Origin of the sequence: Alcanivorax sp. S6407 (assembly GCF_023016115.1) — a bacterium.
GTDB lineage: Bacteria > Pseudomonadota > Gammaproteobacteria > Pseudomonadales > Alcanivoracaceae > Alcanivorax.
The window spans coordinates 715,309-731,975 of sequence record NZ_JALKBH010000002.1 but is presented as its reverse complement, the minus strand read 5'-3'; the positions used below and the strand labels follow the sequence as shown (position 1 = coordinate 731,975).

At 59.1% G+C, this 16,667-nt stretch carries 18 protein-coding genes; 11 read left to right on the top strand and 7 right to left on the bottom strand.

The window, feature by feature from the left end:
• The first annotated feature begins 37 nt into the window (after nt 1-37).
• The gene (locus MWU49_RS06555) at nt 38-520 is read left to right on the top strand and encodes a DUF4375 domain-containing protein (RefSeq protein ID WP_246969674.1); all 483 of its coding nucleotides are present in this window, start codon (nt 38-40) and stop codon (nt 518-520) included.
• 133 nt (nt 521-653) lie between these two features.
• On the opposite strand, the gene MWU49_RS06550 is transcribed toward MWU49_RS06555, so the two are convergent.
• Together MWU49_RS06550 and MWU49_RS06545 are read right to left on the bottom strand one after the other, a co-directional pair.
• Nucleotides 654-1,280 (bottom strand): N-methyl-D-aspartate receptor NMDAR2C subunit, encoded by a 627-nt coding sequence (locus MWU49_RS06550; protein ID WP_246969671.1) that lies wholly within the window; start codon nt 1,278-1,280, stop codon nt 654-656.
• A 466-nt stretch (nt 1,281-1,746) separates the two neighbouring features.
• A complete protein-coding gene (locus tag MWU49_RS06545; protein WP_246969667.1) occupies nt 1,747-2,223 on the bottom strand; it encodes a helix-turn-helix domain-containing protein in 477 nt (158 codons plus the stop codon).
• 144 nt (nt 2,224-2,367) lie between these two features.
• Between MWU49_RS06545 and MWU49_RS06540 the strand changes: the two genes are divergently transcribed.
• Entirely contained in the window at nt 2,368-3,477 is a 1,110-nt protein-coding gene (locus MWU49_RS06540; protein WP_246969664.1) for an NADH:flavin oxidoreductase, read from the top strand.
• Nucleotides 3,478-3,969: 492 nt separating this feature from the next.
• Here the strand turns inward: MWU49_RS06540 and MWU49_RS06535 are convergent, their stop codons facing one another.
• Nucleotides 3,970-5,271, bottom strand: coding sequence for an MFS transporter (locus MWU49_RS06535; RefSeq protein WP_246969662.1), 1,302 nt, complete (start codon nt 5,269-5,271; stop codon nt 3,970-3,972).
• Between the two features lie 161 nt (nt 5,272-5,432).
• On the opposite strand from MWU49_RS06535, the gene cyoA reads away from it, so the two are divergent.
• From cyoA to cyoD, 4 genes are read left to right on the top strand one after another with little or no spacing between them, the layout of a single operon-like run.
• On the top strand, nt 5,433-6,437 hold the full coding sequence (gene cyoA / locus MWU49_RS06530) for a ubiquinol oxidase subunit II (RefSeq protein ID WP_246969659.1): 1,005 nt from the start codon (nt 5,433-5,435) through the stop codon (nt 6,435-6,437).
• A gap of 38 nt (nt 6,438-6,475) precedes the next feature.
• On the top strand, nt 6,476-8,476 hold the full coding sequence (gene cyoB / locus MWU49_RS06525; RefSeq protein ID WP_246969657.1) for a cytochrome o ubiquinol oxidase subunit I: 2,001 nt from the start codon (nt 6,476-6,478) through the stop codon (nt 8,474-8,476).
• A complete protein-coding gene (cyoC, locus tag MWU49_RS06520; protein ID WP_246969655.1) occupies nt 8,469-9,110 on the top strand; it encodes a cytochrome o ubiquinol oxidase subunit III in 642 nt (213 codons plus the stop codon). Before cyoB ends, cyoC begins: the two co-directional genes overlap by 8 nt.
• Entirely contained in the window at nt 9,107-9,463 is a 357-nt protein-coding gene (cyoD, locus tag MWU49_RS06515; RefSeq protein WP_035233029.1) for a cytochrome o ubiquinol oxidase subunit IV, read from the top strand. The genes cyoC and cyoD overlap by 4 nt, the downstream gene beginning before the upstream one ends.
• 22 nt (nt 9,464-9,485) lie before the next feature.
• Here cyoD and MWU49_RS06510 read toward each other — a convergent pair whose 3' ends face one another.
• Complete coding sequence (locus MWU49_RS06510; RefSeq protein WP_246969653.1) at nt 9,486-9,713, bottom strand: hypothetical protein; 228 nt, start codon at nt 9,711-9,713, stop codon at nt 9,486-9,488.
• A gap of 4 nt (nt 9,714-9,717) precedes the next feature.
• Between MWU49_RS06510 and MWU49_RS06505 the strand changes: the two genes are divergently transcribed.
• From MWU49_RS06505 to MWU49_RS06485, 5 genes are all read left to right on the top strand, one after another.
• Entirely contained in the window at nt 9,718-10,413 is a 696-nt protein-coding gene (locus MWU49_RS06505) for an SURF1 family protein (RefSeq protein WP_246969650.1), read from the top strand.
• A gap of 42 nt (nt 10,414-10,455) precedes the next feature.
• Nucleotides 10,456-11,790 carry an ATP-binding protein gene (locus tag MWU49_RS06500; RefSeq protein WP_246969647.1) on the top strand — a complete coding sequence of 445 codons (1,335 nt, stop codon included), beginning with the start codon at nt 10,456-10,458 and terminating at the stop codon, nt 11,788-11,790.
• Between the two features lies 1 nt (nt 11,791).
• Complete coding sequence (locus MWU49_RS06495; RefSeq protein WP_246969644.1) at nt 11,792-12,343, top strand: response regulator transcription factor; 552 nt, start codon at nt 11,792-11,794, stop codon at nt 12,341-12,343.
• A gap of 461 nt (nt 12,344-12,804) precedes the next feature.
• Entirely contained in the window at nt 12,805-13,773 is a 969-nt protein-coding gene (locus MWU49_RS06490; protein WP_246970750.1) for an AraC family transcriptional regulator, read from the top strand.
• A gap of 93 nt (nt 13,774-13,866) precedes the next feature.
• A complete protein-coding gene (locus MWU49_RS06485) occupies nt 13,867-14,496 on the top strand; it encodes a sterol desaturase family protein (protein WP_246969641.1) in 630 nt (209 codons plus the stop codon).
• Nucleotides 14,497-14,508: 12 nt separating this feature from the next.
• On the opposite strand, the gene MWU49_RS06480 is transcribed toward MWU49_RS06485, so the two are convergent.
• The 3 genes from MWU49_RS06480 to MWU49_RS06470 form a co-directional block, all read right to left on the bottom strand.
• Nucleotides 14,509-14,850, bottom strand: coding sequence for a DUF3301 domain-containing protein (locus tag MWU49_RS06480; RefSeq protein ID WP_246969639.1), 342 nt, complete (start codon nt 14,848-14,850; stop codon nt 14,509-14,511).
• On the bottom strand, nt 14,847-15,413 hold the full coding sequence (locus MWU49_RS06475; RefSeq protein WP_246969637.1) for a DUF1415 domain-containing protein: 567 nt from the start codon (nt 15,411-15,413) through the stop codon (nt 14,847-14,849). The genes MWU49_RS06480 and MWU49_RS06475 overlap by 4 nt, the downstream gene beginning before the upstream one ends.
• 329 nt (nt 15,414-15,742) lie before the next feature.
• A complete protein-coding gene (locus MWU49_RS06470) occupies nt 15,743-16,198 on the bottom strand; it encodes an MOSC domain-containing protein (RefSeq protein WP_246969635.1) in 456 nt (151 codons plus the stop codon).
• Nucleotides 16,199-16,667 lie beyond the last annotated feature (469 nt).

Sequence of the window (16,667 nt, the reverse complement as noted above, 5' to 3'; positions counted from 1 at the left end):
CATTTCTCTTTCAATGTGATCAGTGTGCGGATTTATTATGATGAATTGGTTAAGGAAAAAAGCCACTCCTCTTGGAGATGCTGAGCTTGTTCAGATAATCACTGATTATCTTGTGGGCGATGCTGCATCAGAATCGGTCAAGCCTCTATCCCCCGAGATGAAAACCTTTTATGAAGTTGTCTGCCTGGATATGGAGATTGGTAGTGGGGCTTCCTTTGAGCAGTATTTTCGCTGGAGCAGCAAGGAGCAGATTGAGAGGGTGCTTTCTCAACTGGGGCGGGTAGGCCTTGACGAGATAATAGGGGTTACCGAGGAAGCGATTCGTGTAGCTTTTCCTGATGGGGTGCCCGATGACCCATTGGCACGGGATGAGTGTACGGAATGGACTGATGATCAAGAGGAGGCGTTGGATGCGCTTTACCGCAATTGCCCGGGTATTCACTCCCTGATCGAGACAAAGCTGGCCACCTTTGCTCGTCGCCATGACCTGCTCAGCTTGATTTCGACTCCCAATAAGTAAACGGAAGGGTAGTGGATTCGGGGTCAGGTCTTGCATCGTGCACTTCAATGCAATATTCAAAACATGATCCCGGTTTGCCAAAATCGCCCAGCACACCCTGATGAGCAGAAGAACGAAGCTTCGATAGAAGTTGCTAGCCTCGCAGCTTAGCCAGAGCGCGATTGAGGTTGTCCCTCGCTGGTAACTCCAGCTTCTCCCTCAACTCTGGCGTGTGATAAATCACCCCCTGATCGAGAAAGCTTTTTAGCACCGCACCGCGCCCTTTCCGAAACGCCTCCTCCGGAACAAAGGCATATTCCTGCCGAATCCACCCTTCGTATCGGTCATACAGCCCTGCATCCGCGCCGAGAATACTCAGGTCAATATCCTGCAGCAGAGCCATGTCTGCATCGGTAGGTGGATGCGGGTGGATGGTGGCCAGGATGAGGGCGTGGACGCGATCTTTCTGATGCTTTGTGAGTGTGCTGTCTTCGAAATGCTCAACGAACCAGTCAGCGCTGCGGACTTCGTTGTCGCTGGCGCGCGGATCGTAGATTACGTCGTGAGCCCAGAGGGCCAATTCCATGGTCAGTGGATCTTCGGCCAGGTGACGGTAGTGGTTTAGCCACTTCAGGCAGGCGGCCACGTGATCCAGAGTGTGATAGTGGCGATGGGGTTCGCTGTAGAGGGTGGCTAGTTGTAGCCAAGTCGCATCTGGCTCGCGCAGTAGCGGGGCGACGTTGGTATCCCAACGCTCTTTCAGTACGGATACGGTTGTCATCCAGTTATCTCAAAACGCCTGGCGTGGATATTGATCCTATCAGGAGGATGGCACGCCAGGTTAATTATCAGTTTGCCCAGCTAGGTGCCGTCTGAGCTTCAATGCACACGGGCCTATCGGCATGGCGCTTCCCCGTTAGAGTGAGTCGAGGAACGGAATAATCTGAAGGCGTAGAGCAAAAAACCTGTCTGAGCGGAGCGAGTCTTTTTTGCGTCCTTCAGATTATGAGTACCGGAGTGTGCCCGCGGAGCGGGCCGAACGGAGTCGGGGTGGCGGGGAGTCCAGAGGGGGATCCAGTTCCCCCTTTGGGCCCGTCCGGCGAGGACAAGCACTTTTATTGGTGCGATGACGGGGCAGGTAAGTTGTGACTCATCTGGGTGAGTGCCACCTTCACTTCTAGCATTACCGAATGGGTGGTGATGGCGTCTTCCTCGCTGTCGCTCGGTTCGCGGCTCAAGCGCCGCTCCTACAGGGGGGAGGGTCGGCCCGCTTCCTCGAAAGGCTTGCCGTCTTCATCCACAAACCTTACATCCCGCACAGTCAGCGGCTGCCCCTGCTGATTCTGCACCGTAACCGGCGCCAACGGCTCACCCGTCTGCCGATCCACCAGCTGCATGCTGTCCTGTGCCCCATTCCAGCGTTCGCTCCACTGACGCAGGGCGGTGACCACGGTGAACAGGTCGCGGCCCTTGTCGGTGAGGCGGTATTCGTAGCGCTTGCCGTGTTCGCCCACATCCACGCGCACCATTACGCCGTTCTCTACCAGGCGGGAGAGACGGTTGCAGAGGATGTTCTTGGCGATCCCCAGGCTGTTCTGGAAGTCCACATAGCGGCGGGTGCCCAGCATGGCCTGTTTTACGATCAGCAGAGACCACCAGTCGCCGACCTCATTGAGGGCAGAGGCAACGCAGCATCCCATTTCGTCAAAGCGTTTGCGTGTCATGGCGTTAGTGTACGTCAGAATGGTTGCAAAACGAAACCAAATAAGGTTTCATCGTGAAACCAAATTATGTGGCCGGGCGTTTCCCGGCTGACAGAAGCGCTGATTCTGTTGATTTTTTTAAGACGAGATTCGGGAGAGCCCCCTATGAGCAGTTCACTGGATAGCCTGTTGCGTCCTTTTGAGCACAAATCACTGAAGCTGCGGAACCGGGTGGCCATGGCCCCCATGACCCGCACCTTCTCTCCGGGCTATGTGCCCAACGATGAAGTGGTGGGTTACTACCGCCGCCGCGCCGAAGGCGAGGTGGGGTTGATCATCACCGAAGGGACCTTCGTGGGCCACAAGGCCGCCAACGGTTACGAGCGGGTGCCGGCGATTTATGGCGATGAGGCCATGGCGGGCTGGAAGAAGGTGGTGGATGCGGTGCACGAGGCCGGTGGCCAGATCATTCCGCAGCTGTGGCATGTGGGCGCGGTGCGCAAGGCAGGCATCGGCCCGGACAAGGAGGTGCCCGGTTATTCCCCCTCTGGTCTGTTCCGTCCTGGCAAGCCCAATGGTCATGCCATGACCAAGGACGATATCCAGGATGTGATCCGCGCCTTTGCGGAGTCCGCCAAGGCTGCCAAGGAAGTGGGTTTTGATGGCGTGGAAATCCACGGCGCCCACGGTTATCTGATCGACCAGTTTTTCTGGGAAGGTACCAACCAGCGTGATGATGAGTACGGCGGCTCTATTGAGAACCGGGCCCGTATTGGAGTGGAGATCGTCAAGGCGGTCCGTGAAGCGGTGGGTGAGGACTTCGCCATCGTGCTGCGTTTCTCGCAGTGGAAGCAGCAGGATTACGAGGCCAAGCTGGCCAAGAATCCTGAAGAGCTGGAGCGCTTCCTGATGCCGTTCGTTGAGGCCGGTGTGGATGTGTTCCATGCCTCTACCCGTCGTTTCTGGCTGCCGGAGTTTGAAGGTTCTGACCTGAACCTGGCGGGCTGGACCAAGAAGATCACCGGCAAGCCGACCATTTCCGTGGGCAGTGTGGGCCTGGATGATGACTTCCTGAACAGCCCGGAAGGCATGGGCGGCACCGCCAACCCGGCCGGGCTGGAGGAACTGGAGCGCCGCATGGAGAACGAGGAGTTCGACATGATCGCCGTGGGCCGTGCGCTGCTGCAGGATCCGAACTGGCTGGTGAAGATGCGTGATGGCAAGGAAGACGAGATTACGCCGTTCACCAAGGCGGCGTTGGGGAGTTTGAGCTGACAGCTGCGAGCTTCAAGCTACAAGCTACAAGCTACAACGCGGGCCCGGGTGTGTCGGGTCTGGTACATAGAGGCCGCGTCCAGAGGTTGGGTGCGGCCTTTTTCGTTGGCGAAAGGGGTTCTGTGGGAGCGCTGGTTCCACCGCGAAAAAACACCGCGCCACGGCTATCGCGGTCGGACGACCGCTCTCACGGCGAGAGGTGCGGTATGGCTTTTCTACGGAGCTGCTGTAGGAGCGCCGCTTGAGGCGCGAACCGAGCGACTGCGACGAACAGGATATCAGCAGCATTATCAGGTTCAGAGATGCTTGATCGTCCTTCGGACGATTCCGCGTTAACACGCGGTTCGCGCCTCAAGCGGCGCTCCTACAGCGGCTTTGTAGTGAGAGGGGGGGAGAATGAAGCGGCCGCGCCCGATGTCCGGGCGCGGCCTTTTCGTTTCGGGTCGCTGCGGCCTCTAACCGCGTTGCAGCTTGAGGCTTGTCGCTTGCAGCTCAGTCCTCAGCCTGATCCTCCAGCGACTGGTTGATGGCCAGTGCCAGCAGCGTGCAGATGACGCCGGAGAGCAGGTACACGGTGACCGACAGCAGGCCGAACTTGGCGGACAGGCCCAAGGCTACCAAGGGCGCGAAGGCGGCACCGAACAGCCAGGCGAAGTCGGAGGTGAGGGCGGCACCGGTGTAGCGGAAGCGCGGGGCGAAGTTGGCGGTCACGGTGCCGGAAGCCTGCCCGTAAGAGACACCCAGCAGGGCAAAGCCGAGCAGGATGAAGGTGTCCTGCATCACCGGGCTGCCGCCCATCAGCAGCGGGGTGAGCAAGCTGAACACGCCGATCATGGCGGCCAGGGCGCCCACAGTGGTGCGCTTGCCGATGCGCGCGGCGATCCAGCCGGAGCCGATAGTGGCCAGGATGCCCACGAAGCCGCCGACAATTTGCACGGTGAGTACCTGGGCCGTGGTCTGGCTACCCTGAAAGGCGATCCAGGACAGCGGGAAGATGGTCACCACATGGAAAAGGGCGTAGCTGGCCAGCGCCGCGAAGGAGCCGATGAAGATGTTGTGGCCTTCTTCACGCACCATTTCGGTGGTGCGGATGGGCTCCAGCTCTTTTTCCTGCATGGCTTCGGTGTATTCCTCGCCCAGCACCAGGCGCAGGCGGGCAAACAGGGCCACCACGTTGATGGCGAAGGCCACGAAGAATGGGTAACGCCAGCCCCAGCCGAGGAAGTCGGCGGCAGAGAGGCTGTTATAGAGGTAGAGGAACAGGGCGCTGGCAATCACGAAGCCCAGTGGGGCGCCCAGCTGGCCGATCATGGCATACCAGCTGCGCCGTTCTTTGGGGGCGTTCAGGGCCAGCAGGGAGGGCAGGCCATCCCAGGAGCCGCCGAAGGCCACGCCCTGCATGATGCGCAGCAGGGCCAGCAGAGCGATGGCGTAGCCGCCGATCTTTTCATAGCCAGGCAGGAAGGCGATGCCGGCGGTGGCGGTGCCCAGCAGGAACAGGGCGGCGGTGAGTTTCACGCCGCGGCCCCACTGGCGCTGGATCCACATGAACAGGGCGGTACCGAAGGGACGGGCCACAAAGGCCAGCGCAAATAGCGAAAACGCATAGAGCATGCCCTGCAGCTGCCCGGTGAAGGGGAAGAACAGCTGCGGAAAAATCAGTACCGAGGCGATGCCGTACACAAAAAAGTCGAAATACTCGGAGGTGCGGCCGATGACCACGCCCACCGCAATCTCGTTGGGGGCGACGTCGGCGTGATGCTGGCCCGCCGGGGCCGTCATGGTTGGGGACATAGAAGCGCCTTTACTCTGCCTTATTGTTGTCTGCATTGATCCATATCTACTTAGGACTTTAAGCCGATGGGACAAAATGTCCAATACCGGCTACCCCATCGCTTGGCTAAGGTGCGGCCCTGAAACTCTCATAGATCCCTTAAGCCAACAGAAGTACGCCAATGCAAATAGCCAAATTTTTGCGTGGGGTGGTGTTGACCCTGCTGGCAGCCGCACTGCTTACCGGCTGTGACACGGTGGTAATGTCCCCGTCCGGAGACATTGCCATGCAACAGCGTGACCTGCTTGTCTGGGCCACGATCCTCATGCTGCTGGTGATTGTGCCGGTCATCGTGCTGACCCTCTGGTTCGCCTGGCGCTACCGCGAGACCAACGAGGACGCCACCTACGCGCCGGAGTGGACCCATTCCACCGTGCTGGAGCTGGTAATCTGGTCCGTACCGCTGCTGATCATTATTGCCCTGGGCGCCATGACCTGGGTGGGCACCCATAAGCTGGACCCCTACCGTCCGCTGGAACGCATTGATGCGCAGACCCCAGTGCCTGCCGATCTGGAGCCGCTCACCGTGGAAGTGGTGGCGCTGGACTGGAAATGGCTGTTCATCTACCCGGAGCAGGGCATTGCCACAGTGAACGAGCTGGCGGCGCCGGTGGATCACCCGATCCGCTTCAAGATCACTGCCTCCACCATGATGAATTCCTTCTTCATTCCGGCCCTTGCCGGGCAGATTTATGCCATGGCTGGCATGGAGACCAAGCTGCATGGCGTGATTAACGAGCCGGGTGTTTACAAGGGTTTCTCCGCCAACTACAGCGGCGCGGGCTATTCCCACATGAAGTTCGATTTCCACGGGCTCAGCGAGGCGGACTTCGACGCCTGGGTGGCCAAGGTGAAGGCCAGCGAGCTGAGCCTGGACCGCGACACCTACCTGGAACTGGAAGTGCCCAGTGCCAAGGTGCCGGTGATGCTGTACGCCGATGTGGATCCGACCCTGTACCACGGCATTCTCAACCGCTGTGTAGCGCCGGGCACCGTGTGCATGGAAGACATGATGTATCACAGTGGCATGGGCCAGCACGGCGGTCATCACGGTGAGGCCGAGGCTGGCCATGAAGGCCACGAGAGCCATACCGGCCACGGCGAGCATGGAGGCCACCATGACTAACACCGTATTCCAGACCCCGTACGCAGTAGGTGCCGCCCATGTTTGAGAACCTGGACCTGACCAAGCTGATCTTTGGTCGCCTGACCTGGGACGCGATTCCGTTCCATGACCCGATCATCCTCGCCACCTTCGCGGTGGTGGCGGTGGGCGGTGTGGCCATGCTCGCCGCCATTACCCGCTACAAGCTGTGGGGCTACCTGTGGAACGAGTGGTTCACCACCATCGACCACAAGAAGATCGGCATCATGTACATCATCCTCGGCCTGGTGATGCTGCTGCGCGGCTTTGCCGATGCCATCATGATGCGTCTGCAGCAGGCGCTGGCGTTCGGGGATTCCGCCGGCTACCTGCCGCCGGATCACTACGACCAGATCTTCACCGCCCACGGCGTGATCATGATCTTCTTCGTGGCCATGCCGCTGGTAACCGGGATCATGAACTACCTGATTCCGCTGCAGATCGGCACCCGCGATGTGGCGTTCCCGTTCCTGAATAACTTCAGCTTCTGGATGACCACCGCTGGCGCCGTGCTGATGATGATGTCCCTGTTCATTGGTGAATTCGCCAAGACCGGCTGGCTGGCCTATCCGCCGCTATCGGGGATATTGCAGAGCCCCGGGGTGGGGGTGGATTACTACATCTGGTCGTTGCAGATTGCCGGTGTGGGTACCCTGCTGTCGGGCGTGAACCTGCTGGTGACCATCGTCAAGATGCGTGCGCCGGGCATGAGCCTGATGAAGATGCCGGTGTTCACCTGGACCTCGCTGTGCACCAACGTATTGATTGTGGCCGCCTTCCCGGTGCTGACCGCAGTACTGGCCATGCTGTCCATGGACCGCTACCTGGACACCGCCTTCTTCACCAACGATCTGGGCGGCAACGCCATGATGTACGTGAACCTGATCTGGATCTGGGGTCACCCGGAGGTGTACATCCTGATCCTGCCGGTGTTCGGTATCTTCTCCGAGATCGTGGCCACCTACAGCCGCAAGCCGCTGTTCGGTTACACCTCCATGGTGTACGCCACCGTGGTGATTACCGTGCTGTCCTACCTGGTATGGCTGCACCACTTCTTCACCATGGGCTCGGGGGCCAGCGTGAACTCGTTCTTCGGGATCACCACGATGATCATCTCGATCCCCACGGGCGCGAAGATCTTCAACTGGCTGTTCACCATGTTCCGTGGCCGCATCAAGTTCGATGTGCCGATGCTGTGGACCGTGGGCTTCATGGTCACCTTCGTGATTGGTGGCATGACTGGCGTGTTGCTGGCGGTACCGCCGGTGGACTTCGTGCTGCATAACAGCCTGTTCCTGATCGCGCATTTCCATAATGTGATCATCGGTGGTGTGCTGTTCGGTCTGTTCGCCGGTATCACCTACTGGTTCCCGAAAGCTACCGGATTCAAGCTGGACGAGTTCTGGGGCAAGATTTCCTTCTGGTTCTGGCTGATCGGTTTCTACTTCGCCTTCATGCCGCTGTACGTGCTCGGCCTGATGGGCGTGACCCGTCGTGTCAGCCACTTCGAAGATCAGTCCCTGCAGATCTGGTTCCAGATTGCCGCCTTCGGTGCGGTACTGATTGCGGTGGGTATTGCTGCCTTCCTGATCCAGCTGGTGGTGAGCTTCAAGCGCCGCGAAGCCCTCAAGGATGAATCCGGTGATCCGTGGGATGGCCGTACTCTTGAGTGGTCCACTTCCTCACCGCCGCCGCCGTACAACTTTGCCTTCACGCCCCGCGTGCATGATCTGGATGCCTGGTGGCAGATGAAGCAGCACGGCTTCCAGCGCCCTGAATCCGGCTTCATCCCGATTCACATGCCCAAGGGCACCTGGGCGGGCATCGTGCTCTCCGGTATCAGTGTGGTGGTTGGCTTTGCCCTGATCTGGCACATGTGGCTGCTGGCAGGTGTGTCCTTCGTGGCACTGATCGGCACGGCGATTTACCACACCTTCAACTACGACCGTGACTACTACATTCCGGCGGAAGAAGTAGAGCGGATTGAAGCAGAACGTACACGGGTGCTTGCCAATGTCTGATAACACCATGACTGCTGTTGTGAATGACAACGACCAGAAGGCCCCGCTGGAATTTCTCGTGAAGGGGGATCACCACCCCCAGAACGGTACCCTGCTGGGTTTCTGGATCTACCTGATGAGCGACTGTCTGATCTTCGCTTGTCTGTTTGCCACCTATGGTGTGCTCGGCCGCAGCTATGCGGGCGGGCCCACCGGCATGGAACTGTTCGACCTGAACCTGATCGCCATCAACACGTCACTGCTGCTGGTGTCGTCGATCACCTACGGTTTCGCCATGCTGCAGATGCAGGCCAACCGGGTGAAGGGCACCATGCTCTGGTTGGCCGTTACCGGCCTGCTGGGCGCGGGCTTCCTGGGGCTGGAACTGTATGAGTTCCATCACCTGATTCACGTGGGCGCGGGCCCGCAGACCAGTGGTTTCTGGACCGCGTTCTTTGCACTGGTGGGTACCCACGGTCTGCATGTGTTCTTCGGCATCGTGTGGCTGGTGACCCTGCTGTTCCAGCTGAAGAAGCACGGCCTGATTGCCGAGAACAGGCGTCGCGTCTTCTGCCTGTCCATGTTCTGGCACTTCCTGGATGTGGTCTGGGTGGGTGTGTTCACTTACGTTTACCTGATGGGAGTGCTGCCATGAGCGAGCATACACACGAGCATGATCATCACGATGATGACATTCCCCATGTTTCCCTGAAGGAATATGCCACCGGCTTCGTGCTGGCGGTGATCCTCACCGTGATTCCGTTCTGGCTGGTGATGGGCAATGTGTTTGAAAGCTCAGCCACCACCGTGATGGTGATCCTGGCGTTCGCCCTGGTGCAGATCGTGGTGCACATGGTCTACTTCCTGCACATGAACTTCCATTCGGAAGGTGGCTGGAACATGCTGGCGCTGATCTTCACGTTGATCCTGGTGTTCATTACCCTCGCCGGTTCGTTGTGGGTGATGTACAACCTGAACGTGAACATGATGCCGGGAATGATGGAATAGGAGACGCTTCACGCGACACGCATCACGCAACATGCGCAAGACGGAAACCGGCATAGCCGATTTCTGCTTTACCTTTCTGTATGTTTGAAGTGATGTTGGGGTGATATAGGGGGCATGTAGAAATGTCCCGTTCGCGCTCCGTCCCGCCGTAGGAGCCTGCCTGCAGGCGAATCTGTTTTTGCTGGTGAAAGATCGCCTGCAGGCAGGCTCCTACGGATTTCTTCCCTTCTTTCCACGTTTGAAGAGGCATGACCATGGCTCGTCGGCGTTTTCTCTCTTTCCTGTTTCTGTTGTTGGCGGCGGTGTCGTTTGCCGGCTTTATGTCGCTGGGCGTGTGGCAGGTAAAGCGGCTGGCCTGGAAGGAAGACCTGATCGACCGGGTGGAGGCGCGAGTGCACGCCGATCCCGTGGCGGTGCCGGCGAACTGGCCAAGGGTGAGTGAAGACACTCACGAATATCTGCATGTCAGGGTGAGTGGCGAGTATCGCGCGGATGCGGTGTCGCTGGTGGCGGCGGCAACGGAAGCGGGGCAGGGTTACTGGGTGATGGCGCCGTTGCAGCTGGCCGGTGGCCGCTGGTTGTATATCAACCAGGGCTTTGTGCCGCAAACCGAGCGAAAGGCGGCCCAGGCCGGTGCCTTCACGCCCGAAGGGGTGGTGACGGTCACGGGGCTGCTGCGCATGAGCCACCCCGGTGGTGGCGTGTTACGCGACAATGTGCCCGCGGAAAACCGCTGGTACTCCCGTGATGTGCAGGCCATGGCGGCCCGGCAAGGCATTGCGCCAGTGGCGCCCTTCTTTGTGGATGCGGCCCGCAGCGGCGAAACGTTGCCGATTGGCGGGCTCACCGTTATCCAGTTCCGCAATAACCACCTGGTGTATGCCATTACCTGGTTCGCGCTGGCACTGGGCATGGTGCTGGCGGCGGTACTGGTAGTGCGCCATCGCTGACGCTTTCACGTGGAAGCCGTTACACTTGGCGGCATGGAAACCATGAGTACAACCGATTCTGCCAACCGGCATCCGTTGTCTGCCCTGCGCAGTGTGCTGGGTAGCAGCAATGACGATGCCACCGGGCGCAAGAACCTGCAGCTGCTGATCCAGCTGCGCTGGATCGCCATGTTCGGCCAGTTCGCCACCATTCTGGTGGTGTACTACGGGCTGGATGTGCCGCTGCCTGTCTCCAATATGCTGGTGGTGCTGTTCGGCCTGTTGTTGTTTAACGCCTTGAGTGTGTTGCGGTTGCGGGCACGCCGGCCGATTGGCAACACGGAGCTTTTTTTCTCGCTGCTGGTGGATGTCGGTACGCTCACTATTCTGTTGTTCCTCAGCGGCGGGGCCTCGAATCCCTTTGTGTTCCTGTTTCTGCTACAGGTAATTCTTGGTGCCGTATTGCTGGAGGCCTGGTCCACCTGGGTGATCCTTATCGTGACCACCCTGTGTTTCGGCTGGCTGGCCTGGTATGGCCATCCCTTGCCCATGCCGCTGGATCATTCCAAGGGGCTGTTCAGTCTGTATATCGAAGGCATGCTGATCTGCTTTGTGCTTAACGGTGGCCTGCTGGTGATCTTCATCAACCGCATCAACCGCAACAAGCGTCAGCGGGATGAGCGTCTGGCGGAGCTGCGACAGCGTGCGGTGGAGGAAGAACACATCGTCCGCATGGGCCTGCTGGCGTCCGGTGCCGCCCACGAACTGGGCACGCCGTTGGCCACCCTGTCGGTGATTCTCGGTGACTGGAAGCACATGGAGCCGTTCAGAAATGATCCGGACATGGCCCAGGAAATTGCCGAGATGCAGACACAGGTGCTGCGCTGCAAATCTATTGTCAGTGGCATTCTGCTGTCGGCCGGCGAGACCCGTGGTGAGGCCTCCGAGGAAACCACCGTACGTGAATTTCTCGATGAGTTGGTGGATGAGTGGCGCGATACCCGGCCGGTGAAAGATTTCATCTACATGAATGATTTCGGCACCGATCTGCGGATCGTTTCCGACGATGCTCTCAAGCAGAGTATCCATAACGTGCTGGATAATGCGCTGGAGGCGTCGCCGAACTGGGTGCGTCTGGATGTGCATCGTGAGGACGAAACCCTGCTGATCTCGGTGACCGATCGGGGCCCGGGTTTCCCGGAAGAGATGCTCGACAGCATTGGCCGCCCTTACCAGTCCACCAAGGGCCGGCCGGGCAGTGGTCTGGGGCTGTTCCTGGTCATGAATGTACTGCGCACACTGGGTGGCAATTTGCGCGCCCGCAATCTGGTGCAGGGTGGCGCGCTGGTGACGTTGTCGCTGCCGCTGAACACGGTCACACTGGAAGAGGAGGGCTGACATGACTGATGCCATCGAGAACGAAGAACGCCTGTTGCTCATCGTCGAAGACGATGAAGCCTTCGCTCGTACCCTTGGCCGTTCCTTTGAGCGCCGCGGTTACACCGTGGTCACTGCCGACAGCCATGAGACCATGGAAGAGGTGCTGAAGGCCCATAACCCGGGTTACGCGGTGGTGGATCTCAAGATCAAGGGTGAAGCCTCCGGGCTGGCCTGTGTACAGACCCTGCACAAGCACAATGAAGACACCCTGATCGTGGTGCTCACCGGTTACGCCAGCATTGCCACCGCGGTGGAAGCGGTGAAGCTGGGCGCCTGCCATTATCTGGCCAAACCTTCCAACACCGATGATATTGAAGATGCCTTCCAGCGTGCGGAAGGCACTACCGATGTCTCGTTGACGGCGCGCTCGTCGGACCTGAAAACCCTCGAATGGGAACGCATCCACGAGACCCTGGCGGAGACCGGCTTCAACATTTCCGAAACCGCCCGCCGCCTGGGCATGCATCGCCGCACCCTTGCCCGCAAGCTGGAGAAGCAGCGGGTCAAGTAAAGCAATTAATAGTTAACAGTGAATAGTTAATAGCTAAATTCAAAGGCGAAAGCTTTTTCGCCTGCAGGCAGGCTCCCACAGGGGGAGCGTTTTGCTGTGGGAGCGTAGCGGAGTAACGCACGTAGTGCGGCCCGAAGGGTGAGCGAAGCGAATAACGAGCCTGCTCGCGATCCGAGCCTCGACGAGGTATGGATTCCAGAGACGCGAGGTACGAGTTTCGCGTTTCGATAATCTTAAAACCTCCAGAATGAGCGAGGTGTTTTGCCTCTCGAAACTCGCTTCTTTTTACCTCGCTTAGCCTAGGATCGCTTACAGGCAAGCTCCTGCGAACGCGTGCTGGCTCTGGGAGGCTGGTGCAGTTGTTACGGGGGCTGGCGGGAGCAGGTGCTTGCACATCCCTGAGTTCGTATACTGCTTGCATGAGCCAGCCCCCCGCTTCAGACAATGGTATTTTCTTGTGGATGACCTATCAGGCCATGACCCGTGCCGGGCTGGACTGTGCGGCCATCTTTGCCAGTATTGGTATGCCGGATGAGCCGCCGGATCAAAACGAGCGGCGCATTAATTCTCCGCAACAGCGCTTCTGGGGTGCCGCCAGGAAGGTCAGTGGCGATCCTGATATTGGCCTTCATATTGGTGAGTTGATGCCACCGTTTCGGGGGCAGGTGCTGGAGTATCTGTTTCTTTCCAGTCCGACCTTTGGTGATGGACTGCAAAGGGCGCTGCGCTATAACCGCCTGATGACGGATGCCCTGCAATTGCAGCTCCGTGTTGAAGGAGACGAGGCTGTACTGTCAGGCCTTGAACACGCCGAGCGTCATTATCTGGAGTGCGCCACGCTCATTGTGCTGCGTTTTTTGCAGCAGGTAAGTGATGGTGAGTTTCGCCCTGGCAGGATCACGTTCCCCCATGCCCATGGGGCTGCCGCAGAGGAGTATCTGCGGGTCTATGGATGCCCGGTCGAGCTGTCGGCGGATGAAGGTGCCCTGTATTTTGATGCAGCCTTGCTGAAACGCTCTTCGCTGGCGGCGGAGCCTGAGTTGTTGCGTATCCATGAAACGGTGGCGGCCCGAAAACTGGAAGATCTGGCGCGTCAGGATTTTCTCCATACCGTGGAGCAGGCGCTGGGCGGATTGCTTGAGCAGGGCGAGGCCTCCCTGGATGTGCTGGCCCGGCGGCTTGAGCGTACTCCGCGTGCTCTGCGCAGCGAGCTGTCGGCTCTGGGTACCAGCTTCAAGGAGGTGCTGGCGGGGTACCGGGAACGACTGGCACGACGCCTGCTTGCGCGCACCAGCGAACCCATTGACCAGATAATTTACCTGACCGGCTTTTCTGAGCCGGCGGCATTTACCCGCGCCTTCAAGCGCTGGACTGGTGAGACCCCTTCCGCGTTCCGCAAACGCATGCATGCGGAAAAGGCGGATTTTTGATCCTGCAGACCGGGAAGTGATCCCTGGCGATCAAAGAAGTTGGCGCCCCGGGCTTCATGATGGGGATATCTGTTATCGCCATGAGGGTTCCCCATGCTTGGTTTTCCTGTTGCCTTGCTTACCGCAAATGCCTTTGAGTGGTATGCCCACAAGATGTGGCTTCATGAGTATGCCCGCAAGCATCGTAATAGCCCCTTTTTCAGCCATATCCGTCATCACAAGCGGGTTCGGCTGAATGGTTTTGAAGACGAGCACTACAAGGTGCCCATGCTGCAGGATCAGGAGATCTTTAACGAAAAGGTGGCTTTGATTGGCCTGTGTGCCGTGTTCACGCCTTCCGTCGTGGTGGCGCCTTTCTTTACGGCGGGCATCTATTATTCTGCGTGGCAATACTGGAGCAAGCACAGCAGGGCTCACCTGGATCCGGAATGGGCAAGAACTCGTCTTCCATGGCATTACGATCACCACATGAATACCCATCAGGATGCCAACTGGTGTGTGACCCGTCCGTGGTTCGATTACATCATGGGTACACGGGTGATTGGGCAGGACAGTGTCGCCGAGACGAACATGCTGGGAGTGGCGTTGCCAGACTGGGTTGAGAGGCCGCTCAATAAACTGTCGCACCGGCTGTTGCCGGGGGCATTCCGGCGCCTGGATTCCAACCGGGCCAGCGAAGGGAGACGCCGCAAGCGCGGGGAAGTCAGGGAGATCGCGGCTTAGCCACCAGAGCCGTTAGTGCAGTTGTTCCGGGGGCGGGGTGTAGCGGTGGGGGGGCAGGTCGACCCGTTGCACGACGCCGCCCATGACGATGGTGTGGCCCTGATAGCGTTCGCCGCCGGTGACGGTGAATTCGAAGCGGTAGATGCGGGTGATGCGCAGCTTGCCGTTGCCGTCCCGTTGCAGGGTCAGTTTGTCCATGCCCACGGTGTCATCCAGAAATTCCACTTGTTCCCGTTCACAGTATTTGCGTGTGTAGGCGAGGGCGCGTTCACGAATGCCGTGGGAGCGCCAGAACAGGGCCGCAATGATCACCACGGTGGTGACCAGAAAGATATCGCCGAGGTCCAGATTCACCGCGAGGCTCCCGGCAGGCCACCAAACAGGCTGATCCACTGCGCTTCGCTGAGGTTCTCCAGGGTGTCCATGTTGCGCTCGGGGATGGCTTCCGGATCCGGGTAGCTGGCCAGCCCCTGTTCCAGGCTGTCTTCACGCAGCAGGTGCAGGATCGGGAAGGGGGCGCGGTTGGTGTAGTTGCCCGGGTCATCTGCTTCCGTATCGGCAAACTGGTAGGCCGGGTGGAAGCTGGCGATCTGGAAGGTGCCCACCCAGTCCTGTTGTTCCAGCAGGGCATCGGCCAGATCCAGCACGTCGTTGTAGTCGTAAAAGTCCTCCAGCTGATCGGGGATGATCAGCAGGGTGGTGTCGATGGTGCTGGCCGGCGTCGTCGCCAGTTTTTCCAGTTCGTCGTAGAGATCCTGCAGCAGGGTTTCCACGTTGCGGCTGTCGGTAACGGCAAAACGCACCTGGCCCTTCTGGAAGGGCTTGCGGGCAAAGGGGCACAGGTTCAGACCGATGACTACCTGTTCCAGCCACTGGCGGGTCTGGTTGATGTAGCGGGTTTTTTCCACGTCGTTCATGCAGTGAAGCGCTCTAATTGGGTGTCGTAGGTCAGAAATCGGCGTGCGCCGATCTCCGCCGTTGGGTGTTAATGGCGGAGATTGGCTGACACCAATTTCCGCCCTACGGTCAGGTTGTATGCCCGGGTTTTGTGGGAACTTGGCTGCAAGCTATCCGAGCGACAGCGATGCAAACAAGAAGCGAGTTTCGAGTGACGAGTTTCGAAAGGCAAAACCCGGAACGCTCTGGTTTTTCAGGTTTTCGCAACTCGAAACTCGTGCCTCGCTACTCTGGAATCTATACCTCACCGAAGCCCGGATCGCTTGCAGGCAAGCTCCTACAGTAAACGTCAGTCCGGTATTTCAATGTCGTCGCCCACTCTCACCACGCCAGTGGACAGGATCTCGCAGCGCAGCCCGCCGCGGCCCATGAAGGACTGGATGATGCGGGTGGGGGTGAGCTCGCCTGCCAGCAGTTTGCCCACCACTGAGCAGGGCTCGCACAGTTCGATGCCGCGTACCCGCACCGGGCCGACCATGAACTCGCGGCCTTCCAGGGCGTTCAGGTTCACCCCCTTGGTGACGATGTTGCGGCGCAACTGGTGGGGTTGGACTTCCTGGCCAAATTCTTCATTGAAGGCGTCCACAGCTTCGTGCTCGATCAGGGTGAGCTGCTCTTCCGGCTTGGTGCTGCGCTTGCAGTGGCGGTCGCCGACGATGCCGCAGCCAGCACGCAATTGCACTGCCTCATGACCGGTCATGGGGCCGCGGGATTCGTCGGCAGTGTAGAGGGCGACAATATTCATGGCTGGGGGCGCCCGACGCCGGATGCCCGGCGCCAGACGCATAAAGCATCCGGTTGAAGTTGTGTGGTCTAGTTTACATGAGAGCGGGTGCGGCTGAATTCAATCTGCACGGTAAATTTGGCTTCTGGCTTGCTGTGGGAGCGTGCTTGCACGCGAAAGGGGGTGGCGGACAGGAAAGCTTCGCGTGCAAGCACGCTCCCACAGAGTTTCGTCCGTGGGCTCCCGGTAAGGCATCCGGCATCCGGCGTCTGGCGTCCGGCGTTAACATTGACTACAATTTCAGCCATCTACCTCGTTTGAGAAAGGACGTCCCCCCTTGGACTGTGCCCCGATCAACAGCTTTGCTTTCCTGTCCGCACCCGCCAGCTGGCGATGGTGACGCTTTCCCTGTGTTTGTGCGCATCACGTCTGCACTGACACCCCCCTTTGCTCTACAATCTGCATTCTCGATATCGGCCTCCCAGAGAAA